We start from the raw sequence: 25,455 nt of genomic DNA, 5'->3' as shown, positions 1-25,455 counted from the left end.
ATCCGGGCATCGCAATGCAGGGCTGCTTTGCTCCGCTATACATGGGGTAGGTATGGGGCCCTTAGGGAGTCAAGTCGACCCTGAACCTTGCGAACAAGATGATTGCAGAGAACTGCTGCAATAATTGCGCAGAAGGGCGTGCCGAGTGCCAGGGTGTATGCCAAGACTGGGTTGTATTTTTCTATTGCAAAGACTCCGATGGGTGATCGCTCGGCAGTCGTCCGAAGAGCCCTTGCAAGAAAGTTAGTGGCCCACCAGACGCCCAGGTGCGCGAGGGGGATGGGCGCTTCAAGACTGAGCAGACTTACAGTGCGTCGTATGATTTTGAACGGCTTTATGAGGTTGGCGAATGGAACGAACCACCATCCAATCGCCCAGCCAGGAGTTGCGCCAACGTCTAGCCCTAATGTGCCTAGCTGGCGAACGACACGGTATTCCCACATTAGAAATGCGACAGGGGTGAGTCTGTACGAGAAGTAGTCTGCGAAGGCGATGGTGTAGGTGAGTGGGGAAAGAGTGTCGAAGACCTTGGAGAATGAAGGGTGCTCTTCGAAGTCGGTCAATAGGAATGCGGCGCTGAAGAGCAGATTTATGACTGCTGAACCTCCTGAGACGAGAAGAAGAATGGATGTCCAGCGGGCCCGAGCGGCCGAAGATGGTATTGCTGCCACTTGGCTACGGCACTCCTCGCAGCGCCCGTTGCTTCCTGCGCAGTCCGAGCAGGCGTAGCTTCCGCAGCGTTCGCACGTGCTCAGCGCAGCACGCTCTGGGTGTCGAGGGCACGTTGGCTGCGGGCCGGTTGTAGTCGGTGAGGCCTCTACCATGGGCGCCTGTTAGGCGCGCTCATGCCCCCGAGTCAACTGGCTCGGACTGTTCCGAGAGGTTCGTAGCCGCACCTGTGCTTGCCGTGGCTATCGAAAGATTGCCTAACACGTTGCCGAACAGTTACGTTGTTCTGCATGGGAGACTCCTTTCAAATCATCGTGGATAAGGACGCATCTGCGGACGAGGCCCCCCGTCTCGCGGCTGAGGTTCGGGACTGGCTCGTCGCGCGGCGCATCATTGAGCGGGAGCTGACGGACTCCGTCCTGGGAGACTTGGGGCATCGACCGGGGCTCGGGCATACCGCTGCAGTGGAGGCGCCCGACGAAGAGACTGGGCTTTTGCGCCTTCAGACGAATGGCCTCCAAATTGAGGTGGGGCGAACCGTCTTCTACACCATAGGAGGCGAGTTGACGTGTCGTGCATGCGGCGCGCAATTCGAGCCGGAGGACGGTTGGTCGGAGGCTGTTGACGATTGGTACAACGGAAACGACAGTGCAGAGTTTGAATGCCCGGAATGTGGGAAGCCCGAGCGTCTCGTGGAATGGAGCGGCGAGTTTCCGTGGGGCTTCGGGAATTTGGGATTCAAATTCTGGAACTGGCCGCCGCTGTCAGAGCAATTCATTCAAGAGGTGGCTGTAAAGCTGGGGCACCGGACAGTCCTGGTGCGTGGAAAGCTGTGAATGGAAGTGGTCGGCTCTGCACTTGTTGTTGAGGTCGAGATTCCTTCTGTAGCCGCACGGTGAGTAGGTTTAACTGTTGCCGCGCACGTTGATTGAGGGGTGGGCGCCTATGCTCACTTCGACTGACTGATGGCCTCGCGAACGGCTATTCCGGAAATGCCATCACGGAGCCGGGTCCCTCGAAGTCGCGCTCATGAGGAGGCACAGCCCTTTGACGCGACAGGAGTTTCCGCGACAAGCAGAACTGATTGCTCCCGTCCTACGGTTCTCCGTCAGACCAGGGCTGCCCGAAGGCGGCCAAGGCATTGGCGCGACTGGGGAGCCGTGGAGCGGATGTCAGCAACCAGCCGGTTCATTGCTCCATCAACGAATGTGCGCGGCAACACGAACGGTCGTCGTGCGCCGAGTGGCCGACTGAGCTTCGTTGTGCGGCATGCTTGAAGGACGCTGAGGAGCGCCGCCCGGTCGTGCATGGTTGCGCGGTTGGCGCCGTGAACGGGGCTGGTGCGAAACGCGGCGTGGAACCTCTGTCCATACTCCCAAGGGGCCGGGTCGCCTGTGACTCTTGTGGTCAACTTCCTTGCCCGGTTTAACGGCTTGTCGGACTGAACAGGGAACCTCTGTGCTGAGCGCCCCTGCTGGGGCCTGCCACGGAGGCGTCGATGGGCATGCATGGGAGTTGGGCCGCCGTCTTGCTGCTGCTGTTGCCCAGGGCCGGAGGGGCGCAGGAGGTCAACACTCCAGAGGACTTCGACGCCACCGTGCGCAGGCTGGAGGAGGCCATCTCCGACAAGTCCTCCGGCGAGGAGGAAGAGGGAGAGGCTCAGCCCGAGGAGGAGGCTTCTGCGCCCGCGACGCTCGACTCGGCACCTCCGATGACGAACCTACTGCGCATGGACGCGGCGACGTTGACGTTGCTGCCTCGGAGGGGCGCGGGCACCGAAGAAGGCTTCGTGCAGGTGGAGCCCATGGTGGCCTTGGGGAAGGGGGAGTCGTTCCGCCTCATTCTCGGGGCGCCGGTACGACTGCGACTGTGGGGTGGAGGGGAGGGCGCGGGCCTCGTGAGGAAGGAGGACTGGGACACGCTGTCCGACTGGGGGCAGGTGGTTCGCCTCTTCATGGTGGGAGGGGATACGCCCAACTCGGTGTGGCTGGGGATGATGGAGGGTTACTCCCTCTTGTCCGGGCACCTGGTGCGGCGCTACGGCAACCGCGTCAACCCCGACTACCACCCGGCCGGCGTCATCGCGACGGGGACGCTGGGGCCGGTGTACGCGGAGGCCTTCGCCTCGGACGTGTTGAGCGCTCGCCTGGCGGGAGCCGAAGTGGCTCTGGACGTGCAGCACGTCCTCTTCGGCAGGCCCCCTGTCCCGGGGCGGTACACGCTGGCGCTGTCGGCGGTGCATGACTGGGGACTGATGGACGGCACCTCGAGGCCCATGACGCTGGCGCACCTGGATGCCACCGCCGTGGTGTTGCGGCGAGGGCGCAAGGGCAAGAGGGTGGAGGCGCACCTGCTGGGCGGGTGGGGCCGACGCCTGGGTGTGGGTGGTGCGTGGGGGGCGGTGGCGGGCGTGGGCGTGGATGCGCTGACGCCGACGGTGGACATGCGCGCGCGCCTGGAGGCTCGCCTTCAGCGCGGAGGCTTCCGTCAGGGCGCCTTCGGCCCGGACTACGAACTGGCGCGCTTCCAGGTGGCGGGCCCGACCTCCGTGCCGCTGGCGGAGGCGTCCTTCCCGGAGGGGGCTTCTGCCTACGGGGAGGTGATTCTCAACTGGGACGCGGTGCGGCTGAGTGGCATGCGCCAACGACACCTCTTCCTCTCCTTGGGAGTGGAGGCCTTCTCCTGGGGCCGGGTGGACGTGGATGGGCGGGTGGAGGCGCAGCTCTTCCACCGGAACCTCACGGTGGGCGTCGGCGGACTGGCGACGGCCATGGGGCAGCCCGGGGCGCGCTACCTCGTCTCGGGAGAGGCCCGGTGGCGCTTCCTGGGGGGCAACCTCTACGCGCTGGGGCAGGGCGGCACGCTGCTGTTTCCCACGCCGGAAGGGACGCTGCGGCCGGGAACCTTCGCGGCCGTGGGGCTGGGGGTGGACAATGCGCACTGAGCGACTGCCGCGCTGCGGAGCTGGCCTGGTGCTGGCCCTGGCACTCCTCACGGCGGGGTGTGCCTCGCTGCCCTCTCGGGCGGGCCCTGGAGGTGCCCTGGCTGTCGTCTCGGGCTCGACACCCATGGCGGCCTTGGGGCGCGGTGCCGTCGCAAGTCTCCCCGAGGACGACGCGCTCGAGGACTTCGACGACGAAGAGGCCGCGGACGGACCGCTGCTGCACCGCCGCCGGGCCACGCCGTCTCCGCCGACTCCCGGCGGAGGTGAGACGAGGCCCCTGCGTGTGGCAGACGCCCTGGCAGGCGTGTGCGGGGAAGTTCCCTCGGGTTGGCCGTACCTGAATTCTGAAGAGGAGGTGATGGCGCCGTTCCTCGGGTGCACCACGCCAGCGGCCTTCCTGGCCTTGCAGCGCCAGGCGAACATGCCCCGGCTGGTGGAGGCCATCTCGGACTGGAACGCCGTCCGGCTGGGCGCCCTGGGCCCTCTGGAGGCCGAGGCTGCCCGCGTCCTCCTCAAGAAGCGCGCGGCCTTCCTCGCCACCGCCGTCGAGAAGCACGGCCTGGCCAAGGCGGAAGTCCTCGCCCTCTTCGTCCTGCACACCACCCACGACGACGAGGTGCGGCAGCTCTTGCGCCTGCTGGCCGAGGACAAGCTGCTCAATCGTGCCCTGGGGGCCATGGAGGTGGTGCGCGAGGAGTTGAAGCAGCGGGGCATGACCCTCCCCGACTTCCCGGAGAGGGACTTCCGTACTGGCGACATCGCGCGCGGACTGGGGAGGGCTGCGGACGACGTCGCGTCCTCCATTCCTCTCGTCGCCGGAAGCCGGAGTGTAGATGCGTCCGCGCTGCCCCCGCAGCTCCCACCGCCCTACCGGGCCGCATACGAGGAGGTGGAGAAGGCGCAGTACCTGGGGGCCTTCGCGCCGGGCAACGTGGCCCTGGCGTCCTTCGACCACCTCACCTTCGGCGTGCCCCTGGGTTTCTACCACCTGGCGGCGGGAACGGCGCAGGGCGGGGCCTCCCTCGCCCAGGGTGAGTACGAGGAGGCCACGCGGCAGTTGGCGCCCGCGGCCCTCATGGTGGGCCTGTACGCGGGAGGGAAGGGGGCGCGCGCATTCCGTGAAGCCGGCCTCTCCAGGCAGGAGGGGGCGCGGCTGCAGGCCGTAGTGTCTCGAGTGGAATCGCTGAAGGCCGTGCTGGAGAGGTTGGAGGCGCGAGTCGGAGAGAGCGCCGTGGGGGAACTGGCCCGCTACTTCCAGCAGAGCCGGGAGGCGGCCATTCTGGTGGGAGAGTGGGGCGAGGCGGGCGCTCTGGCCCTGTACGAGTCGCGGGGCAACGTGCCGAAGGCGCGGCAGGCGATGCTGTCCGTCACCAACTCCGACCGAGCTGGGTCTGCTTCAAAGCAGGCCCGTGATACCCAAGGTAGAGTGTCGGCCGACGAGGTGCTCAGCCGCGAGACTGCGACGTCCCTGCCGGGCCGAGCAGATGTAGGAGCCAAGGTAAATGCCAAGGACATCAAGGGCGCCCGGCCGTATGGACCTGATGGTCGTCCCGGGCATCCTGACGCTCATGGTGTTAGTCGGCAAGATCAAGCGAACATCATCAACGACCCGAAGTCGACGCTTTACCGCGGGACCAACGCCAACAATCGCCCTGTTGACCACTATCATCGCGACGGGACGACGGTCGTTACCGAGCAGGGAGAGCCGACGCGCGTCATTACTGCGTTTGGTACGCTCGCGACGAAGGATGGTAAAGGCCGTCCAATCACACGTGGGACGGGAAAGCCGGCCAATCCGCTCCCCAATGGTGGTCCCTTTGAGAAGCTGCGTTGAGTCGTTCCAGATTGTAAGGGAGTTTGAACGATGAAGGATGTGGACCTCTGGTCGGAACATGTTGAATGGCTCAAGTCGCTATCGCTATTCCTGGGTTGCCCGCTGCGGATCGTTCAAGGGAGCGAAACCATTGAGGTTGACGCAGCCTCCGCAACACTGGAGGGAATGGTTGGGACGCCACATCCGGGAATCACTATTGAGCTTGTTGTGAAACTGCTGGTGACCCGAAGGGACGACTGTGGCGTGGCCGTTTGGGCGCTCGTGTTTTTCTTCATTGATAAACGACGTGTCGCAGAACAGGGCAAATGTTGCCTGGCAGTTGAATGGCGCGAAGGTCAATGGAGTCGACGTGGCTGGGAGTCGGACGCGGATGGCGAGTGGGCAGGTCTTGAGACGCTTTAGTGACGAATGGGGTCTGGGCGGGGGGCGTTCGCTGTCGCGCTGCTCCCCGCTCTTGGCGGGACAGCCAGCCTTATTCAGCGGGGGCATGAGCGTGCCTGCTGTTTGCGTTGGAAAACTGTGCCGACCTTTACAGCGCCATTCCCAGGCTTGCTCCTATGCGAGGGAGAACCGTCCGGTCGAACCCGGGGGCTACACCAATGGGCTGTTCGCCGCAGTCTCGATGCTCGGCGGGACTCTCTCTGGAACCGACTGATGGGTGGATCGGCGGCTTCGCGGGGCGCGAGAGGGTGGGGGCTGGAGGCGCTGCCCTCCTGTGGGGAGCGGCAGCTCAGCGAGGCCGTGCGAGGGGCGGGGACTCTGCGGAGTCTTGGGGCTCTGGGATGCTCTCAGGAGCCGCATGACGGGTGAGCCGTCTGCCTGATGCGGAGGGGCGAGTGCCCGGCGAAGAGGTGGTGGAGGGCTGCTGGAGCCGAAGCCCATTGCAACCACCATTACCGTGCCCCCTTTGCAGGGAGCCGCAAAGCAGGCAAGAGGCGAAACCAGAAAGCAGAGAGAGAGACGCCTTCTCAAAAACTTCAGAGCGGAAAGAGCGGGTCTCCAGGGGAATGTTGTTAACCGCCTCCCCAATGGTTAACAGTACCTGTTAATCACTCTCGGCCTCTCTCTCCCCAAAACGGGCGAAAGAGCGCTTCAGAGAGCCCAACCGGCGGCGGAGAAGAGGGGGCATCTCGGTCTGCGGGGTGGAGAGCCGAGAGCGCCCTCTTCAGCACCGCGAGCCAAAATCCCTTGGGATTCAGGGGCTTAAGCACGAAGGCCCCGCGATATCATCGCGAGGCCCTTGTTAAACAAAAAGGGCCCTACCGGTTGGTAGGGCCCTTCAAGTAGCTCCCCGACGAGGACTCGAACCTCGGACCTAGTGATTAACAGTCACCCGCTCTACCGGCTGAGCTATCGGGGAATATGTCCTCGCTGTGGTAACGGCGCCGCAGCGATGACGCGCTTTCTAGAGAACGGAGCCCCCTCTGTCAACTGTCCCGTTTGATCCGCTCTCCCGGCTCCAGGGGCCACCCTGGTCCGCCCTCGATGGGCTCGCCTCCGTTTCATCCGAGGCCATCTCCCTCGTGCTCGCCGGCTCCCCCGCTGAGCGCGTCGTGGATCGGACCCTCCGTGCTCATCGCTCCCTCTCCCGCGACCAGCGCCAGGCCCTCAAGGAAGCCATCTTCAACGTCGGCCTCTGGCGCCGCCGCCTCGCCTTCCTCCTCGACCAGGACGACGCTCCACCCCCACTCCTCCTCTTCGCCTTCCTCCATGGCCTCGCCCACGTCCCCGCTCCCGAGGCCGCCTCGCTCGCCGGGGTAGGGGAGGGCGTCCCCACCCTGAACCCCTCGCCGCCCCCCTCGCTCGCCCTCCGCTACTCCCTCCCGGATTGGCTCGCTGACCACTTCTCCCGTGAACTCGGCCCCGACGCCGACGCCTTCTGCGCCCACCTCAACGTCCCCGGGCCCATCACCCTCCGGGTCAATCCACTCCGCTCCTCCCGCGAGGAACTCGCCGAGCGCCTCCGCTCCGAGGGCGTCTCCACCCGGCCGGGCCCCTGGAGCCCGCTCGCCCTCCACATCGACGGGCCTCGCCCCAACCTCTACGCGCTTCCCTCCCTCCAGGAAGGCCGCTTCGAGGTCCAGGACGAGGGCAGCCAGCTCCTCGGCCTCCTCCTGGAGGCCCTTCCCGGTGAAACCGTGGTCGACCTGTGCGCGGGCGCCGGGGGCAAGACGCTCCAGCTCGGCGCCGCGATGCGCGACTCCGGCCGCCTCTTCGCCCATGACCCCGACCCGGAGCGGCTCGACCGACTCCTCCAACGCTCCTCCCGCGCCGGCCTCACCCGCGTCCAGGTCCTCCGGACCCCTCCCACCCCGGGCCTCGGCGCCGACCGCGTCCTCGTGGACGCTCCCTGCTCGGAGCTGGGCTCCCTCCGCCGCGGCCCCGACCAGCGCTTCCGCATCACCCCCGACGTCCTTGCTCACTTCCCACCGCTCCAGCTCGACATCCTCCAGCGCGGCGCGGACCTGGTGCGCCCGGGCGGACGGCTCGTCTACGCCACCTGCACCGTGAACCGCGCAGAGAACGAGGACGTCGTCTCCGCCTTCCTCGCGGCTCGCCCCGACTACCGCCTCACCCGTCCCGGCGCGGGGTGGCTCTCTGAGGCCTGTCTTCGCGATGGCTTCCTCTTCGTCGCTCCCCACAGCCACGGCACCGACGCGTTCTTCGCGGCCGTCCTGGAGCGCTCGGCCGGGTAGGGGAGGAGGCTTCGAGCGACCGCAGTGTCCGTGTTCCGACGTCCGGGAGTACTCAACGCTCCCGGCTCGAATCCGGATGCCCGCCGTCCCCCCGGTGCTATGAAGCGCCCGTGCGTTGGCTCAAGCCCCTCCCGCTCCGCCCCCGCGACACCGTCCACGTCGTCGCTCCCTCCGGGCCCTTCGACCGCCCCCTCTTCGACGTCGGCCTCGCCGTCATCGCCGAGCGCTACTCCCCGGTCCTCCGCCCCGACCTCGGCTCCGCGTACCGCTACCTCGCTGGTGACGACTCGCGCCGCGCCGAAGAGCTCTCCCACGCCCTCCTCGACCCCTCCGCCCGCGCCATCTTCTGCGCCCGCGGTGGCTACGGCAGCGCCCGGCTCCTCCCGCGCCTTCCCTTCGCCGACGCCGCGCCGAGCCTCTTCACCGGCTTCTCCGACCTCACCTCCGTCCACGCCGCCCTCCAGGTCCTCGGCCGCGTCTCCATCCACGGGCCTGTCCTCACCCAGCTCGGCAAGCAGCCTCCCGAGGTCCGCGACTACTTCTTCCGCCTCCTCGAGTCCCCCGAGGCCCCGCCCCCGCTGACCGGCACCGCCACCTACGTCCCCGGCACCGCCGAGGGCCACCTCGTCGGCGGCAACCTCTCCGTCTTCGCCACCCTCCTGGGCACCCCGTACCTGCCGCCCCTCGACGGCGCCGTGCTCCTCCTCGAGGACGTCACCGAGCGCCCCTATCGCCTCGACCGCATGTGGACCCAACTGCGCCTCGCCGGCGTCTTCTCCCGCGTGCGCGGCATCGTCCTCGGCGACTTCACCGCCTGCGAGGAGCGGGGCACCGACTACACCAGCGGCGACGTCCTCCGAGACCTCGCGCGTGAATCGGGCGTCCCCTGCGCGGCGGGCTTCCCCATCGGCCACGGTGCCCTCAACTACCCCGTGGCCCTCGGCACGCAGGTTCGCCTGGACGCGGACTCGGCCCGGCTCACGTTCCTCGAAGGAGCCGTGCGCGCATGAGCGCCCCTCCTGAACAACACCCCATCGCCGTCCTCCAGACACTGCTCGACGAGGCCGTGGGCATCGGCGTCTTCCCCGCAGCCCAGGCCGTCGTCCTCCACCGAGGCGTCCAGGTCTTCGGCGGCGTCGCGGGAAAAGTCTCTGGCGACACGCGCTTCGACCTCGCCTCGCTCACGAAGGTCATCAGCACCACCGCCCTGTTCCTCCGCCTGTGGACCGAAGGCAAGGTGGGGCCCGATACCCTCGTGTCCCGCTACTTCCCTGGCTCGCCCGTCGGCGACGCGGGCGCCACCGTCGCGGACCTGCTCTACCACCGCTCCGGCCTGCCTCCCTTCGTCCCGTTCTTCGCGCAGGCCCTCAGCGCCCACCCCGAGCTGCTCGACGCCACCTGTCCCTCCGCCACGCGCTCCCGCGTCCGCGACGAGGTCCTCCAGGCCGCCGCGTCCACGCCGCTCGCCGCCGCGCCTCGCACGCGCACCGCGTACAGCGACGTGGGCTTCATCCTCCTCGGTGAGATTCTCTCCCGCGCCGCCAGCGCCCCGCTGGACACGCTCTTCTCCCGCCACGTCGCCGAGCCGCTCGGCCTCTCCGCCCGCTTCCACCGCCTCACCGACTTCCCCGCCGACGCCATGCCCGCACCCACCGGCGCCACGCGCCCCCGCGAGCCCGCGCCCGGTCAGGAGTCGCTGTGGAAGGACGTGCCCACTCAACCCACGCGTCCCGGTGAAGTCGATGACGACAACGCCTGGGTGATGGACGGCGTCGCCGGACACGCGGGCCTCTTCGGCACCGCCGTGGACGTGGCCCGCTTCGGTCAGGCCGTGCTCGATGGCTGCGCGGGGACGAGCCCCGTGATTGCGCCAGCCCCGCTCTGGCACCGCGCGCTCGCCACGGATGCGCTCGTGCAAGGCAGCACGCGCTCCATGGGCTTCGACTCACCGTCCCAAGTGGGATCCAGCGCGGGCCGCTTCGTGGGCGACTCACCTCCGGGCGCCGTCGGGCACCTGGGCTTCACCGGAACGAGTCTCTGGGTGGACCTGCGTCGCTCGCTGGTGGTGGCGCTCGTCACCAACCGCGTGGCGCTGGGCCGCCAGGAGCTGCGCATCCGCGACTTCCGACCCGTCTTCCATGACTTCGTCGTGGAGGCGCTCGGCCTCACCGCCATCTCGCAGGGAACGCATGGCTGACGACAACGGTAACGTCCTCGACACCCTCGAGCCCGGCAGCGTCCGCCGCGTCCACCTGGTGGGCGTGGCGGGCACCGGCATGGGCTCCTTCGCTGGAATGCTCAAGGCCGCCGGCTACGAAGTCACCGGCAGCGACGAGAATGTCTACCCACCCATGAGCGACATGCTCAAGGCGTGGGGCATCCCCGCCGCCTCGCCCTACCGTCCGGAGAACCTGGACGACGCGAAGCCCGACCTCGTCATCATCGGCAATGTCATCCGCCGCGTGAATCCCGAGGCCACCGCCGTCCGCGAGCGCGGCATCAAGCAGATGAGCTTTCCCGCCGCCCTGGGCTCGCTCTTCCTCGCCCGCTCGCACGCTGTCGTCGTCGCCGGCACCCACGGCAAGACGACGACGTCCTCCATGATGGCCCACGTCCTCGTCGATGCCGGCAAGGACCCGTCCTTCCTCGTGGGCGGCGTCACCCAGAACTACTCGGGCAACTACCGCGTCGGCAAAGGGCCGCACTTCGTCGTCGAGGGCGACGAGTACGACACCGCCTACTGGGACAAGGGCTCCAAGTTCCTCCACTACCGTCCGCGTACCGCCATCCTCACCAGCGTGGAGTTCGACCACGCGGACATCTTCCGCGACTTGCCCCACTACGAGGCGACGTTCGAGAAGTTCGTCCGGCTCATCCCCGCCGACGGGCAGCTCGTCGTCTGCGCCGCGTACCCCAACGCCGTGAAGCTCGCGCGCGAGGGGTGCCAGGGCCGCGTCGTCACCTACGTCGCGAAGGAGGGCGCGGAAGCGGATTACGTCCCTCGCGAGGTCTCCTTCGGTGCCAACGGCGCGCGCTTCCAGGTGGTGGAGCGCGGCACGGTGCTCGGCACGGTGGAGCTGCCCATGGGCGGCCTGCACAACGTGGAGAACGCGCTGAGTGTCATCGCCGCCGCGCGCGGGCTGGGCCTGTCCTTCGACGAAATCGCCAAGGGCCTGTCCACGTTCCGGGGCGTGAAGCGGCGGCAGGAGCCTCGCGGCGAGCCGAATGGCATCCTCGTGGTGGACGACTTCGCGCACCACCCGACGGCCGTGCGGGAGACCATCGACGCCATCCACCATCGCTACCCGGAGCGTCGGCTGTGGGCCATCTTCGAGCCCCGCTCCAACACCAGCCGCCGCAACATCCACCAGGAGGACTACGCCCACGCCTTCACCGGCGCGGCCCGCGCCAGCCTCAAGGTGCCGGAGCGGCACGACAAGGTGCCCGTCGGCGAGGAGCTCGACGTGCGCAAGCTGGTGGCGGACCTCCAGGCGCAGGGAATCGCGGCCGAGGGCTCCACCGACGTGCAGGCCATGGTGGACCTGGTGGCGCGCGAGTCCCGCCCCGGTGACGTGCTGCTCGTGATGAGCAACGGCGCCTTCGGTGGGTTCATCGAGAAGCTGCTCGTGGCCTTGAAGGCCCGCTCGGGGGAGACTGCCTGACATGCGCCTCCCGCTCACCGTCCTCCTGGGTGTCCTGTCCGTCACGGGCTGTGCTCGCAGCAGCACGATGCCGCCCCTCACGCCCGCCGTGCCCGGGGGCCCCGAGGAGCAGGGCACGCAGGTCTCCGCCACGCAGCCGCTCGTCTTCCAGGTGAAGCGCTACCCCGGTGGCGAGCTGTATGACCTCGTGAGTGACAGGGGCAGCGTGGTGCTGGTCGACGTGTGGGCCACCTGGTGCGAGCCCTGTCGGGACGCGCTGCCCTTCTACGAGAACCTCGTGCGCGAGTACGGCGCCAAGGGACTCAAGGTCTACGCGCTCAACGTGGACGAGGACGCGCGCGCGATTGAGCCGTTCCTGAAGGAAGTGAAGGTGGGCCTGCCCGTCCTCGTCGACGAGAACGCCCGCGTGGCCGAGCGCACGCTGAAGGTGCGTGGCATGCCCACGACGTACTTCATCGACAAGCGCGGCGTGGTGCGCCACGTCCACGAGGGCTTCAACGAGGAGTTCCTCACCAAGTACCAGTCTGAAATCGAAGCGCTGCTGGCCGAGCCCGCGCCGTAGCCCCGCCCAGGAGACGTCATGGCTGACACGGCCCCGGAGACTCCCGCCGAGCTGCGCCGCACCGCGGAGGAGGGTGCGCGCCTTGGCGGCCGCATCCTCGCCGACCGCTTCCTGGGCGAGCGCACCATCGAACTCAAGGGCGGCATCGACCTGGTGACGGACGCGGACCGCGCATCCGAGGAGGCGCTGCTCGCGTTCATCCGCTTGCGCCACCCCACCCACGCCATCCTCGCGGAGGAGAGCGGCGCGACGGCGGGCACGGATGGCCTGCGCTGGCTGGTGGATCCGCTCGACGGCACCACCAACTACGCCCACCGCGTGCCGCACTTCTGCGTCAGCGTCGCCGTGGAGGGCCCTGGCGGCGTGCTGGCCGGCGCCGTGTATGACCCGATGCTGGATGAGCTGTTCTCCGCCGCGCGAGGGGAGGGCGCCACGCTCAATGGCCGCCCGCTGCGCGCCAGCACCGTGGACAGGCTGGACAGGGCGCTGTTGTGCACGGGCTTTCCCTACGACGTCCGCGAGAAGCCGGAGGGGCCGGTGGGTCTCTTCACCCGCTTCGTCCTGCGCGCTCAGGGCATGCGTCGCACGGGCAGCGCGGCCATGGACCTGGCCTATGTGGCGGCGGGCCGCTTCGATGGCTTCTTCGAGTTCGGCCTCAAGCCCTGGGATATCGCCGCGGGCTCGCTGCTCGTGGAGGAGGCCGGAGGCGTCATCCGCCATGTCACGGGCGCACCGTTCAGCGTGATGCGCGGTGACGTCATCGCCTCCGCGCCCGCGCTGGCTCCGGTGCTGCTCTCCGAGGCCCGGAACTTCATCGACGAGCTGGGCTGGACACCGCGCCCCTAGAAGAAGCTCTCCGGCACGAAGACGATGTCGCCGGGCTGGAGCATGAAGTTCTTCTCGCGCCCCACGCCGATGTCCTCGACGGGCACTCGAATCTTCCGCTCCAGGCCGTCCACCACGCGCGTCACCAGCGTGTTGTTCTTCGCCGCCAGCTTGGTGAAGCCGCCCGCGAGCGTAATCGCCTGGACGATGGACATCTCTCCATCCACCGGGAAGGTGCCGGGCTTCTGCACTTCGCCGAAGACGAAGACCTTGTGCGAGTTGTACTCGCGGATCAGCACCGACACCTGCGGCCGGCGCACGTAGCGCGCAAGGCACTCGCGCAGCGTGTCCGCCGCGGTGCTGGGGGTCGTCCCGCGCAACGGCACCTTGCCGCACAGCGGGTAGTCGATGGTGCCCTCGGGTGACAGGCGCCACGTCCCGGAGTGCTCGGGCTCCTGGAAGACGCGCACCTCCACCACGTCCCCGGGCCCCAGCGTGCCGCCGCCGGAGCGGGCCTCACCCGCTTCGGCCGCTGGCGTGGGCGTGGGGGGCGGAGGACGCGGCGCCGAGCCGAAGCACGCGGACAGCGCTCCCGACAGGAGCAGGGCGAGACAGAGGCGGAGCGTTCTCATCCGGGAGGAGACCTCGTGGGCGGGGAAGCTTCCCCGGCGCGGCGGGGGCTCAGTACGTCACCGAGAGGCGAGCATACCCCTCGTGGCGCGTGTAGTTCAGGCCGCCGCCATCCACGGAGGATGAGCGGTTGCTCAGCATGTAGCCCGCGGCGCCGGTGAGCCACGGACGGAACTGGTACTCGGGCCCCGCGTCCACCGTCACCACCGTGTCGCCACGGTTGCCGGAGAAGCTCAGGAAGTCGACCATGCCCATTGCGTGCAAGGTCAGCTTGCCGCCCAGCAACGCGCGCGCCTCGGCGGAGACCCGGTCGTCCCGGAACATGCCGTAGGCCGCGACCGGCTCCAGCATGCGCAGGTAGCCGCCCTTGAACGTCAGCGTGGGGCTGAACAGGTAGGTGCCGTCCAACTGGCCGAGCACCGTCCCGCCGCCCGCCTCCCCGAAGTTCTGCCCCCAGCCCACCTTCGCTGTCACCGCGACCTTGGGCGACACGAGGCCCGCCACGCCGATCAACGCGCGCAGCAGCGTGGCGTTGGGGCCCCCGTCGTTGAAGTAGCGGCGCACGTCCACGCCGGTGTCGAGCACCAGCGCCGTCTTCGGCAGGAAGCGCCAGCGGCTCTCCAGGCCCAGGTGCAGGTTGCCGTAGTTGAAGCGGTCCGCGCCGACGGGGTCGCACACGCCTTCGCCGCAGTCCGCCGGCGCCGAAGCGCCCAGCGGCTCGAAGAACTCCACCGCGTAGGCCACGCCCGGAGTCACCTCCACCGCGCCACCCCCCGGCCGCCACGGAGCCTTCACCTTGGCCTCGTTGTAGAGGCTGAGGATGCCCGCGCCGATGGCCGCCGTGCGCGTCCGGTCCGAGCGCGTGAACTGGTCCGACAGCTCCAGCGACAGCGGCGCCTCCGGGTTGATGCGCGCCAGCAGGTCCGCGGCGCCCTCCATGTGCGAGGCCGCGTTCGAGCCCTGCGTCATCAGGCCCGTGAAGAGCACGTAGTCCAGGTTGGCGTTGAGGTTGAACGCCAGCCGGGGAGAGGGGATGTCCAGCCGGAAGCCCGGCCGGAAGTGCATCGCCAGCTCACCCGACAGGTCCGGCGACACGCCACCGGGGAACTCCTGGCCCTCGCGGCCGAAGTAGCCCACGCCGCTGTCCAGCCGCGTCTCCAACTCGAAGTACGGATGCAGCCGGCCGTTGCCGACCTTGAAGCCGTTGCCACCCGTGGCCGGCGCGGAGACTCCGTCCTGAGCCATGGCCACGGTGACAGGCGCCATCAGCGCCAGCCCGCAGACCGTGCCCCAGAATGTCCCTCTCAGCGTCATGGCTCGCAGTGGCTTCCCAGGGAGAGGGCGTACTCACTCCCACCTTTCATGCGGACGGCCTGGGGCGTCATAGCACGCGCGATTTCAGGGGCCGAAGAATTGTTCGACACGGGACTTGGACTCGCCCGGAGGGCCGGAGGGCGCACGGGACTAGTTGATGGGGCTCGCGGGAGGCGGGCGCACGAGGATGTCGTCGGGAGGGGGCGGGCGCGTGGGGTCGCCGCCAGGCAGGTTCTCCGGCTCCTCCACCTCGATGAAGAGGTTCTCGTCGGTGCGGAAGGCGAGCTGACCGATGCACTCCTCGGCCTCCGAGCGGAGCTGGCCGACCTTCTGCCGGGCGATCATCACCTTGGTGTATTCGTGCTCGCTGGTGGAGACCTCGCGCCGGGTGAGGGACTCCTGGAGCGACACGTCCGCCTGCTCGGAGATGCGCAACAGGCCCTTGATTTGCGTGAGCTTCTCGTTGGCGCAGTTGAGCTTCACCACGTCCTTGGTGCGGCGCGCTTCTTCCACCTTGCCGAGCACCTGGCGAAGCACGTCTCGCATGACACTCAAGGCCTGGGTGCTGCGCTCCAGCTTCTGCGAGTCAGGCACTTCACTCGCCTTCTCCAGCGTGGTGGTGGCGGCGGGTGACCGGGGCGAGGGCACCGGTCCCTGCGCGACGGCCACGCCCGTGGCGACGATCACAGCGACCATTCCGACAGTGCGCATACGCCTCTCGGCTCTCCCGGCCCTTCCCATTGCAACAAAGCGTAGAAGGCGGGGGGTGGGGTGTCAACGCGACGAACCCCCAGTTATTCAGTGGTTACTGGAGAGGCGGGCATTGGCCTCACGCAGTCGAGCAGCCAGGCTTCGGGCGATATTGACGACGACGAAGGTGAAGCCGTCGGCGTACTCGTTGCGGAAGGCGCGCAAGTCCCCAGCGGTGAGCTGGAGCAGGTGGGCCTGCGTTCGCGCGCGCACGGTGGCGGAGCGGTAGTCCTTGTCGATGAGGCCCATCTCCCCGAAGAACTCGGGAGGTGACAGCACGGCCAGGGTGCGCGGCAACCCATCCGTGCCGTTCCGGGCCACTTCCACCTGGCCTTCGACGACGAGGAAGAGGCTGTCGCCCAAATCCCCTTCATGGAAGATGACCTCGCCGGGGACGCAGTGGCGCGTCCGGGCCAGCTCCGCCAGACGGTCCAGCTCCACGGGAGAGAGCATCTCGAACAGCGGTGAGGCGGCGATGACGGCCAGCTTCTCCATGGTCCCCTCGGAGCCCGCGCTGGGTACACCGGCGCCGGAGCCTACCCCGTCGGCGAGAAGACGAAGGGGTAGGAAACGGTGGCGGCGGACTCGGGTTTGAACGGGAACACCCAGCCGCGGATGGCGGCGCGGATGCAGCTGGCCACCGCCTCGCTGCCGAGGGTGTTCTCGTCGACTTCGAAGTCCCCCACTCGGCCGGACGGGGTGATGGAGAAGCGCACCACCACCTTGCCCTTGAGGTTGGGGTTTCGCTTGAGCTCCTTCTCGTAGCAGCTCTGGATGGCGCCCTTGCGCGCGCGGACGTAGCGGGCGAGCGCGTCGCGGTCCACGTCGGAGCTGTCGACGTCCGGCGTCGCGTCCTGCACGCGGCCCTTCACTTCGACTTCCTTCTTCGTGCCCAGGTCCACCTTGCCGCCGCCCTGGGTGCCCAGCTCGCCGATGCCCGTCACGGTGCCGGTGCCACCGCCGCGCGGGCCGGTACCCTTGCCGACGGAGGCCTCGTTGGCCACGCCCACGCCGCCGGCGCCCTGGAGCGCGGCGACGATGTCGCTGCCACCGCTGGCGCTGCCCAGCACGTCCTGGAACGCGCCGGTGCCAGAGCCCTTGGAGCCGAGCATCTTCAACAGGCCCTTGTCGGAGACCTTCTTCACCATCTCCGCGTGGCGCTCGGCGGCGGCCGCGGGCTTCTCCGACGCGGGCTTGTCCGCGCCGTCCTTCGGCTCGGGGGGCTTGACGTCTTCCTTCGGCGTCTCTGCGGGGCCCGGCGTGGCGGGCTTCGCGGTCTCGATGGGGCGCTGGGGGATGATGGCGCGCACGAAGCGGTCATCGAGCTGATCCAACGCCAGCTCCTGCTCCTTGGGGGCCTCCGCGGAGAGGATGATGGCGGCGCCGGAGAAGTGGACGAGCAGCGAGGCGGCGAGGATGCCGAAGAAGACGCGGTCCATCGTCTTCCAGCGGCTGACGCGGATGTCCGAGGGCATCACCGGACGCGCTTCCTCGGCCTTGGGCGCGACGAACTGGAAGAAGAGGGTGGCGTCGCCCAGCTCCACCTTGCCGCGCGCGGTCTCCTGGAGGGGGAGGACGTAGAGGTCACCCCGGCGCGAGGCGAGCCCCTGGGAGCGCAGGGCGTCGAAGTCCACGTCGGAGGAGCCGAGGTTGACGCGGCCCTTCATGAACTCGTTGATGACGAGCAGGAACTGGTGGCCCTGGTTCTCGAACACGCTGAAGCGCGCGGGCCTGTCGTCCGAGGCGGGCAGGACGATGGTGTTGCGCGCGTCATGGCCGATGGTGACGCTCTCGCGCCGGACGTGGTGCTCTTCGACAATCTGGCCGTTCTGGATGAGGCCGACGCGGAGCAGCTTGGAAGGTGACGGGGCGGCCATGGCCTAGAAGGGCTCCTGCTCGACGCTCTTCTCGACCTTGGGCACGAAGCTCTCCGTGCGGTTGAGGTCGTCGAAGCTCAGGTTGGAGCGGGGGAGGATGTAGAAAGCCTGGGGCTTCTGGATGCGGCCCTCGACGGTGAGCGCGTCCAGGCGGATGACCTTGCGAGGCGCCTTCTTCGCGGGCGCCGCTTCGCTGCTCGACGTGGCCCCGCCAGTGCCGGGCGCGGCGGACTTGCCAGCGTCCTGCGCGAGCACGGGCGCGGTGGTGAGGAGCACGAAGAGGGCGAAGGTGGCGCGCATGGCGATCCTAGTTCTTGTCGGTGGCCAGCTTACCCGAGCCGCTCTTCGAGGGCGCGGTGCCGGAAGCGGGCTCGGGCTGGGACACCGGCGCGGGGGGCGGAGTTCCCTCCGAGGGTGCTCCGACGTGCGCGGAAGGTGCTGGGGTGGGGGCCGGCGGAGTGGGCACCGCGCCGGGGTTCTCGGAGCCTGATGGAGCGGTCTGCTCGGGTGGGCTGGCCGGAGCGGATGCGCCCTGCACGGGCGGCGTCGAAGTGGAGGCCGTTCCCTTGTCCGCGGGGGCGGCCTGCGCGGGTGGGGCGGTGGTCGGCGCGTTGTTCTCGGCGGCCTGTTTCGCCTGCTCCTGCTGGGCCTTCTCCTGCTCCGCGGCCTTGCGGAGCTGGTCCTTGCGCTCGCGCTCCAGGCGGCGCTCCTCGCGCTCGATGCTCTTGCGCGCGTCCTTCGTGTACTGGGGGATGCGGTTGTCGCGACCACCCTGGGCTTCGTAGCGCTCGAAGTAGGTGAGGGCCGTCTTGTACCGCTGGATGGGGTCGACCCCCGGGGGCTCCACGTCGAGGAACAGGATGGCGAGGTTGAAGAACGGGTCGGGCTGACCGGGGAGCAGCACGAGCACCTGCTCGTACTCGGCCTTGGCGCGCTCGAACTCCCCCTGTCCCCGGTAGGCATTGCCCAGGTTGAGGCGCGCGGCGGCGAAGTCGGGAGCGGCTCGCACCGCCGCTTCGAGCTCGGTGACGGCGGCCGGGTAGTCCTGGGCCTCGTTGAGCAGCGCGCCGAAGTTGTTGCGTGCCTCGGCGAAGTCGGGCCGGAGCTTCGCGGCCTCCTTGAACTCCGCCAGGGCCTGCGGGCCCACCTTCAGCGCCAGGTACACCAGCCCCAGTGCATTGCGTGTGGCGGCGTCGCCTGGCGCGATGTCCCGCGCGTTCTCCAGCACCATGCGCGCCAGCTCGTGTTTGCCCTCGCGGTAGTACACCTGCGCGAGCACCTGCATGGCGCGAGTGTGGCGCTCATCGAACTTGAGGGCCTGCTTCGCCTCGGTGGCCGCGGGCCCCAGCTTCTTCTGCTGGAGCAGGGTGATGGCCAGCGCGGTGTGCAGCGGCGCCGAGTCCTGCTTCGTCTCCACCAACCCGCGCAGCTCCGTCTCCAGCGCAGCGGAGCGGCCCGTGCGTCCGTACAGGCGCGCCAGGCAGTCCCATGCGGACTCCTGCTCGGGAGCCACCGCGAGCGCCTGACGATACGAGCGCTCCGCGTCCTCGTGCCGTCCCAGCCGCTCCTGGACGATGCCGAGGTTCGTCCACGCGTAGTCGAGATTCGGGTTCTGCGTCACCAGCGCGCGCAGCGCCGTCTCCGCCGCCGTCAGCTCTCCGGCCCGCGCGATCGCCACGGCCTGCTCGAAGTCCTGCGCCGTGCTGCGGGGCGGAGGCGCGACGACGGTGGGGACGGGCGCGGCCTTGGAGTCCGCATCGGCCGTTGCCTCGACGGGCGCCTCGGCTGTGGGGCGCGTCTCCGGGCCGGAGGCACACGCGGACAGCCACAGGCCCGAGGACAGGAACAGCGCGGTGAGTGCGGAGGCCCCCGGCGTGCGTGGAGAGAAGCTCACGGCTTGGCTCCCCCGGTGATGCGGCTCTCGTCCGCCGACGCGGGGCGGGCGGGCCCGCTCACGCTGCCGATGAGCCCGTCCGGATAAGCGGCGTCGGACGCGAGCGCCTGCTTGGGCTCCTTGAGCACCGGGTACTCCTTGGGACGGAAGCGGTTGAGGGACTCCAGCGTGCGCCGCGTCCACTCGTTGGAGACGCGATTCTTCCGAGCCTCCGCCAGGGCGACGGCGTAGCTCTCCACCGCCGCGTCCTCCAGTTCCGCCGTGTTCTGCGCGAGCAGGTCCTGGTACGTCACCACCGCGTCCTCACCCAGCCGCTTCACGTCGGGCGGCACGGGCGTTTCGATGATGGTGTTGGCGAAGCGCTCCAGCGCGTAGCCGGAGCGGTAGGCCGCCGCGAGGGACCACTCGAGCTGCTTGTACGGATAGACGCGCGAGTACGCGTCCTTCACCGTCTTCACCGCCGCGCGCTTCACCGCGAAGCTGCGCACCAGGGCCTTGCCCCAGCCGCCAATCTTCAGCTTGTCGAACCTCTGCAGCTCCGCCTCCGCCAACTGGAAGCGTCCATACGCCGCCGCGTTCGCCGCGAGGGGATGGGTGTCCGGCTTGAGCTTGCGTCGGTCGAACTCGCTCGCCGCCTGGGTGTACGCGCGCTGGGCTTCCTTCTCATCGCCGAGCTTCTGGTGCGCGTCACCCATGCGTCGGTGCGCGTCCACCACCAGCTCCACCTGGCCGGGCTTGTTGGCGAACTTGCGCACGAACTCCTGGAGCGCGCGGACCTCTCCGCGAGGGTCGCCCTGCTTCTCCAACAAGATGGCCGCGCGGTACTGGTTCTTCGGCGCGTCCTCGGCGGTGGGGAACAGCTCCGCATAGCGCAGGAACGTCGCCGCGGACTCCGCGTAGCGCTGCTGGCCTTCGAGCAGTCGACCGGTGTTGAAGAGCGCCGCCTCCCGGTCCTTCGATGCGGGGTAGTCCTTCACCAGCTTCTGGTAGCTGACGACGGCCTTGTCGAAGTCGTAGGACTTCTCCGCGTTCACCGCCACGCGGAACAGCGCCGCGTCCGCGAGCGGGGAGGACGGGTACTCGCGATAGATGCGCTCGTAGAGCTTCATCGCGGAGTCGAAGCGCCGGGTGTTCTCGTGCGCGACGGCGGCGTTGTTGAGGGCCTTGTCCGCGAACTCGTGCCGGGGCTCCTCGTCGACGAGCTGGATGTACTTGCGCGCGGCCTCCTCGTGCTTGCCCTCGGCCAGGAGCTGGTCCGCGAGCTTGAAGCGGCCCGCGAGCTTGAACTTCACCAGTTGCTTGTGGAGGTCGCTGGTCGGGTCGATGACCTGCGTGTTGCTGGCCAGCCTCGCGCTGACCTCCTCCACGCTGCGCCAGTCCTTGTCGATGAGGAACGTCTCGACGGTGAGGTTGGTGGCGTAGCGGGCCACCTCGCTCTTGGGCCACGTCTGGATGATGCGCTCGAAGCGCTTGCGGGCCTCGGGGAAGTCGTCGTGCGCGTAGTACAGCTCCGCGGCCTTGTAGGCGATGCCCGCGGCCTTCGCGTCGCGCGGCAGGAGCGCCACGTACTTGTCGGAGGCCGACACCAGCTTCTGCTCGGTGGGCGTCAGCGGCACGGGCTTCACCGCCGAGCCCTCGGGCCGCTCGGTGGAGCGCAGCGGCCTGAGGTCCGGCGTCTTGCCGGACTGAATGTCCTTCGCGAGCAGTTGCTGCCACGCGAGCACCGCGCTGTGCGCCGCCTCGTCGCGGTGCTTCTCGCTCACGCCGGTGTCGCGCACCAGCTCGTAGCTCTTCGCGGCCTCGGCGAACTGGAAGGAGAAGTAGAGGCACTCCGCGTAATAGAAGCGCATCTCGCCCGCGCTCTTGCTGCGCGGGAAGCGCTCCAGGTACGTGCCGTAGGCGCGCGCGGCGGTGGCGAAGCCCGTGCTGGCCTGCTCGAACTTGCCCTCCTTCTTGAACACCAGCGCCTGCTGGTGGTGGAAGGTGGCGCTCGTATAGAGGCTCTTCTCGACGAGCATGTTGGCTCGCGAGAGCGCGTCGGGGTCTCCCTGGTTCTTCGCGTACCAGGCCGTGCCGGGTTGATAGAGGCTGGCGAGTCGCTCCGACTCCGTGAAGGACTCCGCGAGCAGCCGGTCTCGCTCGTAGGCCAGGGCGATGCGCTGCTGGAGCTCCGGCGCGTCCGGCGCCATGGGTTCCTGTTGGAGCACGCGCTGATAGGCCGCGATGGCTGCGGGGTGGTTCGTCTGGTCGAAGTAGACGTTGCCCAGCCGGCGGTAGACGTCCGCCTCGTAGGGCTTGGGGCCGCGCTTCGCGAAGAGGGCCTGGGCGCGAGGCAGTCCACCCCACGTCTCGTCCGCCAGCGAGATGGCCACGTACTGGAGGGCCTCGTCGCGCAGGTCTCCGCCAGCCTCGGCCTCGCCCTTCGCGACGCGCTGGGCTTCGTAGAAGTCCACCAACGTGAGGAAGGACTCCACCGCTTCGTCGAAGCGGTCCATCCGGTAGTACGTCCAGCCCAGCTTGTAGAGGGCCTTGTCGTAGAGCGGATGCAGCGTGTCGCGGGCGGCGGCCTCGAAGGCCTGCGCGGAGCGGGGCAGGGCCTTCGGGTCCTTGTAGTTGTCGAACCAGTACTCGCCGATGCGGACCCACGCCTCGGTGGCGAAGCGGCTTCGCGGATAGCGGGCGATGAGCTGCTGGTAGGTGCGGAAGCTCTCGTCGACCTGCTCCTGCTCTTCCAGGCAGTAGCCCAACAGGTACCAGGCGCCGTCGTTGAGGCGGTAGGTGGGGTAGTCCTTCAAGAGCCGGCGGTACAGCGCGATGGAGTCCCCGTAGTCCTTCTTCGGCTCCACGGGGAAGGCCGAGTCGGGGTTCTTGTCGTGGGCCTCCAGCCGGTCTCGGTACTCCTTCAGCGCCAGCTGATGCTCGTCCTGCGAGCGCTCGTAATAGAGCTCCGCCAGCCGGAACATCACGTCCGGCGTGTAGCGCGGCTCCTGCGGGTAGCGGCGGAGGAACTCCTCGAAGCGGACGATGGCCTCCATCCGCTCCTTGCGCTCCTGGGCCTCGAAGTCCCGGATGACCTTCTCGTATGAGGATGCGAGCGAGTCGCGCTTCTGCTCGTACTTGCGCTCCATCAGGAGCTGCACCTCGCGGCTGAACTCGCGAGACTCCTCGTCATACGTGCGCAGGGCGCGGCTGACGTCCTGGAGCAGCGCCTCTTCCTCGGGTGTGCGGCCCAGGCCCGTCAGGTAGCCCGCGGCCGGTGTCCCGGAGGGACTCTCCGCCTGGGCGGGGGAGGGGGCTTGCGCGGCGGTGTCCGGCGCCTGGGCGGCGGCGGGCAGCGAGGCCACGGAGAGCAGCACCGCGAGCACGCGCCGCATCACCGTCCCTCCTCCGACAGCACGTCACGGAAGTCGGCGTCCAGCGCGCGCAGCGCCTCGGCCTTCTGCGCGGACATCTTCTGGATGTTCGTCGTCTTGTCCTGCTTCTCGGTGAAGGCCACGTCCACCACGCCCACGTCCGCCTTGAGCACCAGGTCGTAGAACTGCCGACGCACGCGCCGGATGCTGTCGTAGGCGATGCGGCCCACCAACTGCTTCGCGTTGCCGGACACCGCGGCGACCTCGGCCTCGTAGCGCTCCAGCAAGTGCTGCTCGGCCAGCACCTTCGCGCGGATGCGCTGTCCTCGCTGGTCCACCTGGGTCCGCAGCGCGGCCTGGGCCTCCGCCACGCGCTTGCGCAGCGCCTCGCCTCGCTCCCGCACCTGATGCGAGTGCGTCAGCACCGCAGTGGGAGACTGTCGACGCTCCGCTTCACTGAGCACTTCGTGCTCGGAGCGCAGCGCCGCCGCGTAGCGGCCGCGGATGGCCTGTTCCCCGGAGAGGGACGCCGCCGCGCTGTTGCGCTCATCCGCGAGCCGACCGCGCGTCCGGTCCAGCTCCAACTGGAGATCATTCAGCGTCTGGACCTCGGCCTGGAGCTGCACCAGGAACTCTTGTTCCTCGTCGGGTGGCGTCTGGCGAAGCAGCCGCGTGTCATCCACCCACTTGCGCACCGCCGAGGCGATGGCGTGCAGTCCCTGAATCTCCGTGCCCAGCCGGAAGGCCTCGCGGTCCACCGCGTCCACCCGGGTCTGCATGCGGCGCAGCCGCTCCTCCAGCCCCTTCTGCGTGGTGGGAAGCGTGGCGAAGCGGGCGGCCAGCGCATCGCGCTCGCGGCGCAGGGGCGCGAGTCGGTCCCGCTCCTGCGAGGTGAGCGACGGCTCCAGCGCGAGTCCCTCCACTTCCACCAGCGTCGACTCGGCGTGCGTAATGGCCGTCTCCACCGCGTCCGCGCGCGTGAAGCCCTCTTGCAGCTCCGGGAAGGTCTCCAGCTTCCGCGAGTCCAGCGCGCGAAGGATGCGGGCCGCCAGCTCGCGTGCGTCGACGGCGCCCTTCTTCCCGGTGTCGATGTCGCCCACCATCTTCACCGCGCGGCTCACCTCGCGCTCGGTGGAGGCGTACTTCAGGGCCAGGGGCGGCAACAGCGTGCGCACGTCCGGGACGGTGTCCGTGCGCGCCAGGAGCCGCTCGAAGTACGCGACGGGGTCCCGGTTGGCGTTCAAGAGGGCGTCCACCTTCTCGCGCACGGGGCGGAAGGTGCCGATGAGCTCGTCGTAGGAGGCGATGGCCTCGTCGTACCGCTTGAGCTTCTGGAGCAGGTGTCCCTGGAGGAGCTTCGCGTCGGGCGCGAGCCGCGAGTCGGGGGCGACGAGCAACAGGATGTCGACGGCGTTCTTCGCCTCCTGGTGGTTGCCCTTGCGCACCTGCGTCCACGCGATTTCGTAGAGCGACTCCGGAAAGGACTCGCTGTCCTGCGACACCTGGCCGTAGCGGTCCAGCGCCTCGTCGAAGCGGCCTGCTTCGTACAGGAGCCGTCCCAACGACATGAGCGACAGCTCGCGGATGCGCCGCGTGTCCGTGTCCGCCGTCGAGCGGGTGACGGGCTTGCCCGGCGTCGCGGTGGGCGCGGAGCCTCCCTCGTTCGACAGGGGCGTGAGGAGCTGCTGGAACTGGAGGATGGCGAGGGGCAGCTCGCCGGCCTGCATCGACAGCACCGCCATGTGGTAGCCGGCCTGGAGCTGATACGGGCCGCCATGGGCCTGGGCCAGCGGCGAGAAGGCCGAGCGCGCACGGGCGATTCGCTCGGCGGCGGGCAGGTCGGTGCGGCGGAAGAGCCACTTCGCCTGGACGTACTGCACGTCGGGCGGAAGCTGGCCGCCGAACAACGTGCGCGCCTGCTCGACGTAGGTCTCGACGTCGTCGAACAGGTTCAACCGTCCGGAGATGGCCAGGTAGCGCGTGAGCGCGTCACGGTGGCGCGCGGTCGGCGTGGGCTGCGACAACAGCTCGCGCAGGTAGAGCCGCGCGCCGATGTCGTTCTTCTGCTGGTACAGCGCATCCGCGAGGAAGTAGAGCGCGTCCGCGTAGCGCGGGTGGCTCCGGAACGCCGGGTCGCTCACCAGGTCGTAGAAGTGGACGGAGGCCGCGCTCCAGTCGCCGAGCAGGTACTGGATTTCCGCGTCGGAGTAGCGCCGCGAGCGGGCCTGCTCTTCATCGGGCTCCGGGCGCTGGCTGTACTGTGTCTCGACGAAGCGCAGGCTCTCCTCGGCGACCTGGAGCTGCTGCTCCACGGAGGACAGGCGCTGCTCCAGCTCCTGGGGAGTCGGAGGCGGCGGGGGAGGCTCGGCGGCAAAGGCGGAGGCGCCCCCCACGAGGCTGAGCACGAGGGCGAGAGCGCGAAGCGACACGTTCACCGGCGGACCC

20 protein-coding genes and 1 tRNA gene are annotated in these 25,455 nt (G+C 68.7%); 10 read left to right on the top strand and 11 right to left on the bottom strand.

Features of this window, described 5'->3' with window-relative positions; genetic code table 11:
- Positions 1 to 35: 35 nt before the first annotated feature.
- Positions 36 to 671, bottom strand: a complete 636-nt coding sequence (locus HUA78_RS47325; protein WP_174477867.1) for a DUF4328 domain-containing protein — start codon at positions 669 to 671, stop codon at positions 36 to 38.
- A gap of 312 nt (positions 672 to 983) precedes the next feature.
- Between HUA78_RS47325 and HUA78_RS32320 the strand changes: the two genes are divergently transcribed.
- The 4 genes from HUA78_RS32320 to HUA78_RS32305 all read left to right on the top strand — a co-directional run bounded on the left by HUA78_RS32320 (position 984) and on the right by HUA78_RS32305 (position 5,849).
- Positions 984 to 1,505: a zinc ribbon domain-containing protein gene (locus HUA78_RS32320; RefSeq protein ID WP_174477866.1), complete on the top strand. Its 522-nt coding sequence runs from the start codon at positions 984 to 986 to the stop codon at positions 1,503 to 1,505.
- 662 nt (positions 1,506 to 2,167) lie between these two features.
- Complete coding sequence (locus HUA78_RS32315) at positions 2,168 to 3,613, top strand: hypothetical protein (protein ID WP_174477865.1); 1,446 nt, start codon at positions 2,168 to 2,170, stop codon at positions 3,611 to 3,613.
- A complete protein-coding gene (locus tag HUA78_RS32310; protein ID WP_254623998.1) occupies positions 3,603 to 5,447 on the top strand; it encodes a hypothetical protein in 1,845 nt (614 codons plus the stop codon). Before HUA78_RS32315 ends, HUA78_RS32310 begins: the two co-directional genes overlap by 11 nt.
- Before the next feature lie 30 nt (positions 5,448 to 5,477).
- Entirely contained in the window at positions 5,478 to 5,849 is a 372-nt protein-coding gene (locus HUA78_RS32305) for a hypothetical protein (protein ID WP_174477864.1), read from the top strand.
- An 885-nt stretch (positions 5,850 to 6,734) separates the two neighbouring features.
- On the opposite strand, the gene HUA78_RS32300 is transcribed toward HUA78_RS32305, so the two are convergent.
- Positions 6,735 to 6,807, bottom strand: a tRNA-Asn gene (locus tag HUA78_RS32300).
- 193 nt (positions 6,808 to 7,000) lie between these two features.
- Here HUA78_RS32300 and HUA78_RS32295 point away from each other — a divergent pair.
- The 6 genes from HUA78_RS32295 to HUA78_RS32270 all read left to right on the top strand — a co-directional run bounded on the left by HUA78_RS32295 (position 7,001) and on the right by HUA78_RS32270 (position 13,213).
- On the top strand, positions 7,001 to 8,143 hold the full coding sequence (locus HUA78_RS32295; RefSeq protein ID WP_371745705.1) for an RsmB/NOP family class I SAM-dependent RNA methyltransferase: 1,143 nt from the start codon (positions 7,001 to 7,003) through the stop codon (positions 8,141 to 8,143).
- A 110-nt stretch (positions 8,144 to 8,253) separates the two neighbouring features.
- Complete coding sequence (locus HUA78_RS32290) at positions 8,254 to 9,153, top strand: LD-carboxypeptidase (RefSeq protein WP_174477863.1); 900 nt, start codon at positions 8,254 to 8,256, stop codon at positions 9,151 to 9,153.
- Entirely contained in the window at positions 9,150 to 10,340 is a 1,191-nt protein-coding gene (locus tag HUA78_RS32285) for a serine hydrolase (protein WP_174477862.1), read from the top strand. Before HUA78_RS32290 ends, HUA78_RS32285 begins: the two co-directional genes overlap by 4 nt.
- Entirely contained in the window at positions 10,333 to 11,805 is a 1,473-nt protein-coding gene (gene mpl / locus HUA78_RS32280) for a UDP-N-acetylmuramate:L-alanyl-gamma-D-glutamyl-meso-diaminopimelate ligase (protein WP_174477861.1), read from the top strand. Before HUA78_RS32285 ends, mpl begins: the two co-directional genes overlap by 8 nt.
- Position 11,806: 1 nt before the next feature.
- Entirely contained in the window at positions 11,807 to 12,367 is a 561-nt protein-coding gene (locus HUA78_RS32275) for a TlpA disulfide reductase family protein (protein ID WP_174458511.1), read from the top strand.
- Positions 12,368 to 12,385: 18 nt separating this feature from the next.
- The gene (locus HUA78_RS32270; protein WP_174477860.1) at positions 12,386 to 13,213 is read left to right on the top strand and encodes an inositol monophosphatase family protein; all 828 of its coding nucleotides are present in this window, start codon (positions 12,386 to 12,388) and stop codon (positions 13,211 to 13,213) included.
- Here the strand turns inward: HUA78_RS32270 and HUA78_RS32265 are convergent.
- The 9 genes from HUA78_RS32265 to HUA78_RS32225 form a co-directional block, all read right to left on the bottom strand.
- Complete coding sequence (locus tag HUA78_RS32265) at positions 13,210 to 13,824, bottom strand: polysaccharide biosynthesis/export family protein (RefSeq protein WP_141649229.1); 615 nt, start codon at positions 13,822 to 13,824, stop codon at positions 13,210 to 13,212. The genes HUA78_RS32270 and HUA78_RS32265 overlap by 4 nt on opposite strands.
- A gap of 49 nt (positions 13,825 to 13,873) precedes the next feature.
- The gene (locus HUA78_RS32260) at positions 13,874 to 15,136 is read right to left on the bottom strand and encodes a hypothetical protein (protein WP_174477859.1); all 1,263 of its coding nucleotides are present in this window, start codon (positions 15,134 to 15,136) and stop codon (positions 13,874 to 13,876) included.
- 150 nt (positions 15,137 to 15,286) lie between these two features.
- The gene (locus tag HUA78_RS32255) at positions 15,287 to 15,847 is read right to left on the bottom strand and encodes a hypothetical protein (protein ID WP_174458515.1); all 561 of its coding nucleotides are present in this window, start codon (positions 15,845 to 15,847) and stop codon (positions 15,287 to 15,289) included.
- A gap of 87 nt (positions 15,848 to 15,934) precedes the next feature.
- Entirely contained in the window at positions 15,935 to 16,381 is a 447-nt protein-coding gene (locus HUA78_RS32250) for a cyclic nucleotide-binding domain-containing protein (protein WP_174458516.1), read from the bottom strand.
- A gap of 41 nt (positions 16,382 to 16,422) precedes the next feature.
- The gene (locus tag HUA78_RS32245) at positions 16,423 to 17,763 is read right to left on the bottom strand and encodes an AgmX/PglI C-terminal domain-containing protein (protein WP_174477858.1); all 1,341 of its coding nucleotides are present in this window, start codon (positions 17,761 to 17,763) and stop codon (positions 16,423 to 16,425) included.
- A gap of 3 nt (positions 17,764 to 17,766) precedes the next feature.
- Positions 17,767 to 18,063, bottom strand: coding sequence for a hypothetical protein (locus HUA78_RS32240; protein ID WP_141648182.1), 297 nt, complete (start codon positions 18,061 to 18,063; stop codon positions 17,767 to 17,769).
- Positions 18,064 to 18,070: 7 nt separating this feature from the next.
- Entirely contained in the window at positions 18,071 to 19,657 is a 1,587-nt protein-coding gene (locus HUA78_RS46785) for a tetratricopeptide repeat protein (RefSeq protein WP_371745704.1), read from the bottom strand.
- A complete protein-coding gene (locus HUA78_RS32230; RefSeq protein ID WP_174477857.1) occupies positions 19,654 to 23,031 on the bottom strand; it encodes a tetratricopeptide repeat protein in 3,378 nt (1,125 codons plus the stop codon). Before HUA78_RS32230 ends, HUA78_RS46785 begins: the two co-directional genes overlap by 4 nt.
- Positions 23,031 to 25,439, bottom strand: coding sequence for a tetratricopeptide repeat protein (locus HUA78_RS32225; protein WP_371745703.1), 2,409 nt, complete (start codon positions 25,437 to 25,439; stop codon positions 23,031 to 23,033). Before HUA78_RS32225 ends, HUA78_RS32230 begins: the two co-directional genes overlap by 1 nt.
- Between the last annotated feature and the right edge of the window lie 16 nt (positions 25,440 to 25,455).

Origin of the sequence: Myxococcus sp. CA033 (assembly GCF_013336625.1) — a bacterium.
In the GTDB taxonomy this organism is placed as follows: domain Bacteria; phylum Myxococcota; class Myxococcia; order Myxococcales; family Myxococcaceae; genus Myxococcus; species Myxococcus llanfairpwllgwyngyllgogerychwyrndrobwllllantysiliogogogochensis.
The sequence above is the reverse complement of the archived record's forward strand: the minus strand, read 5'-3'. Positions and strand labels throughout refer to the sequence as shown.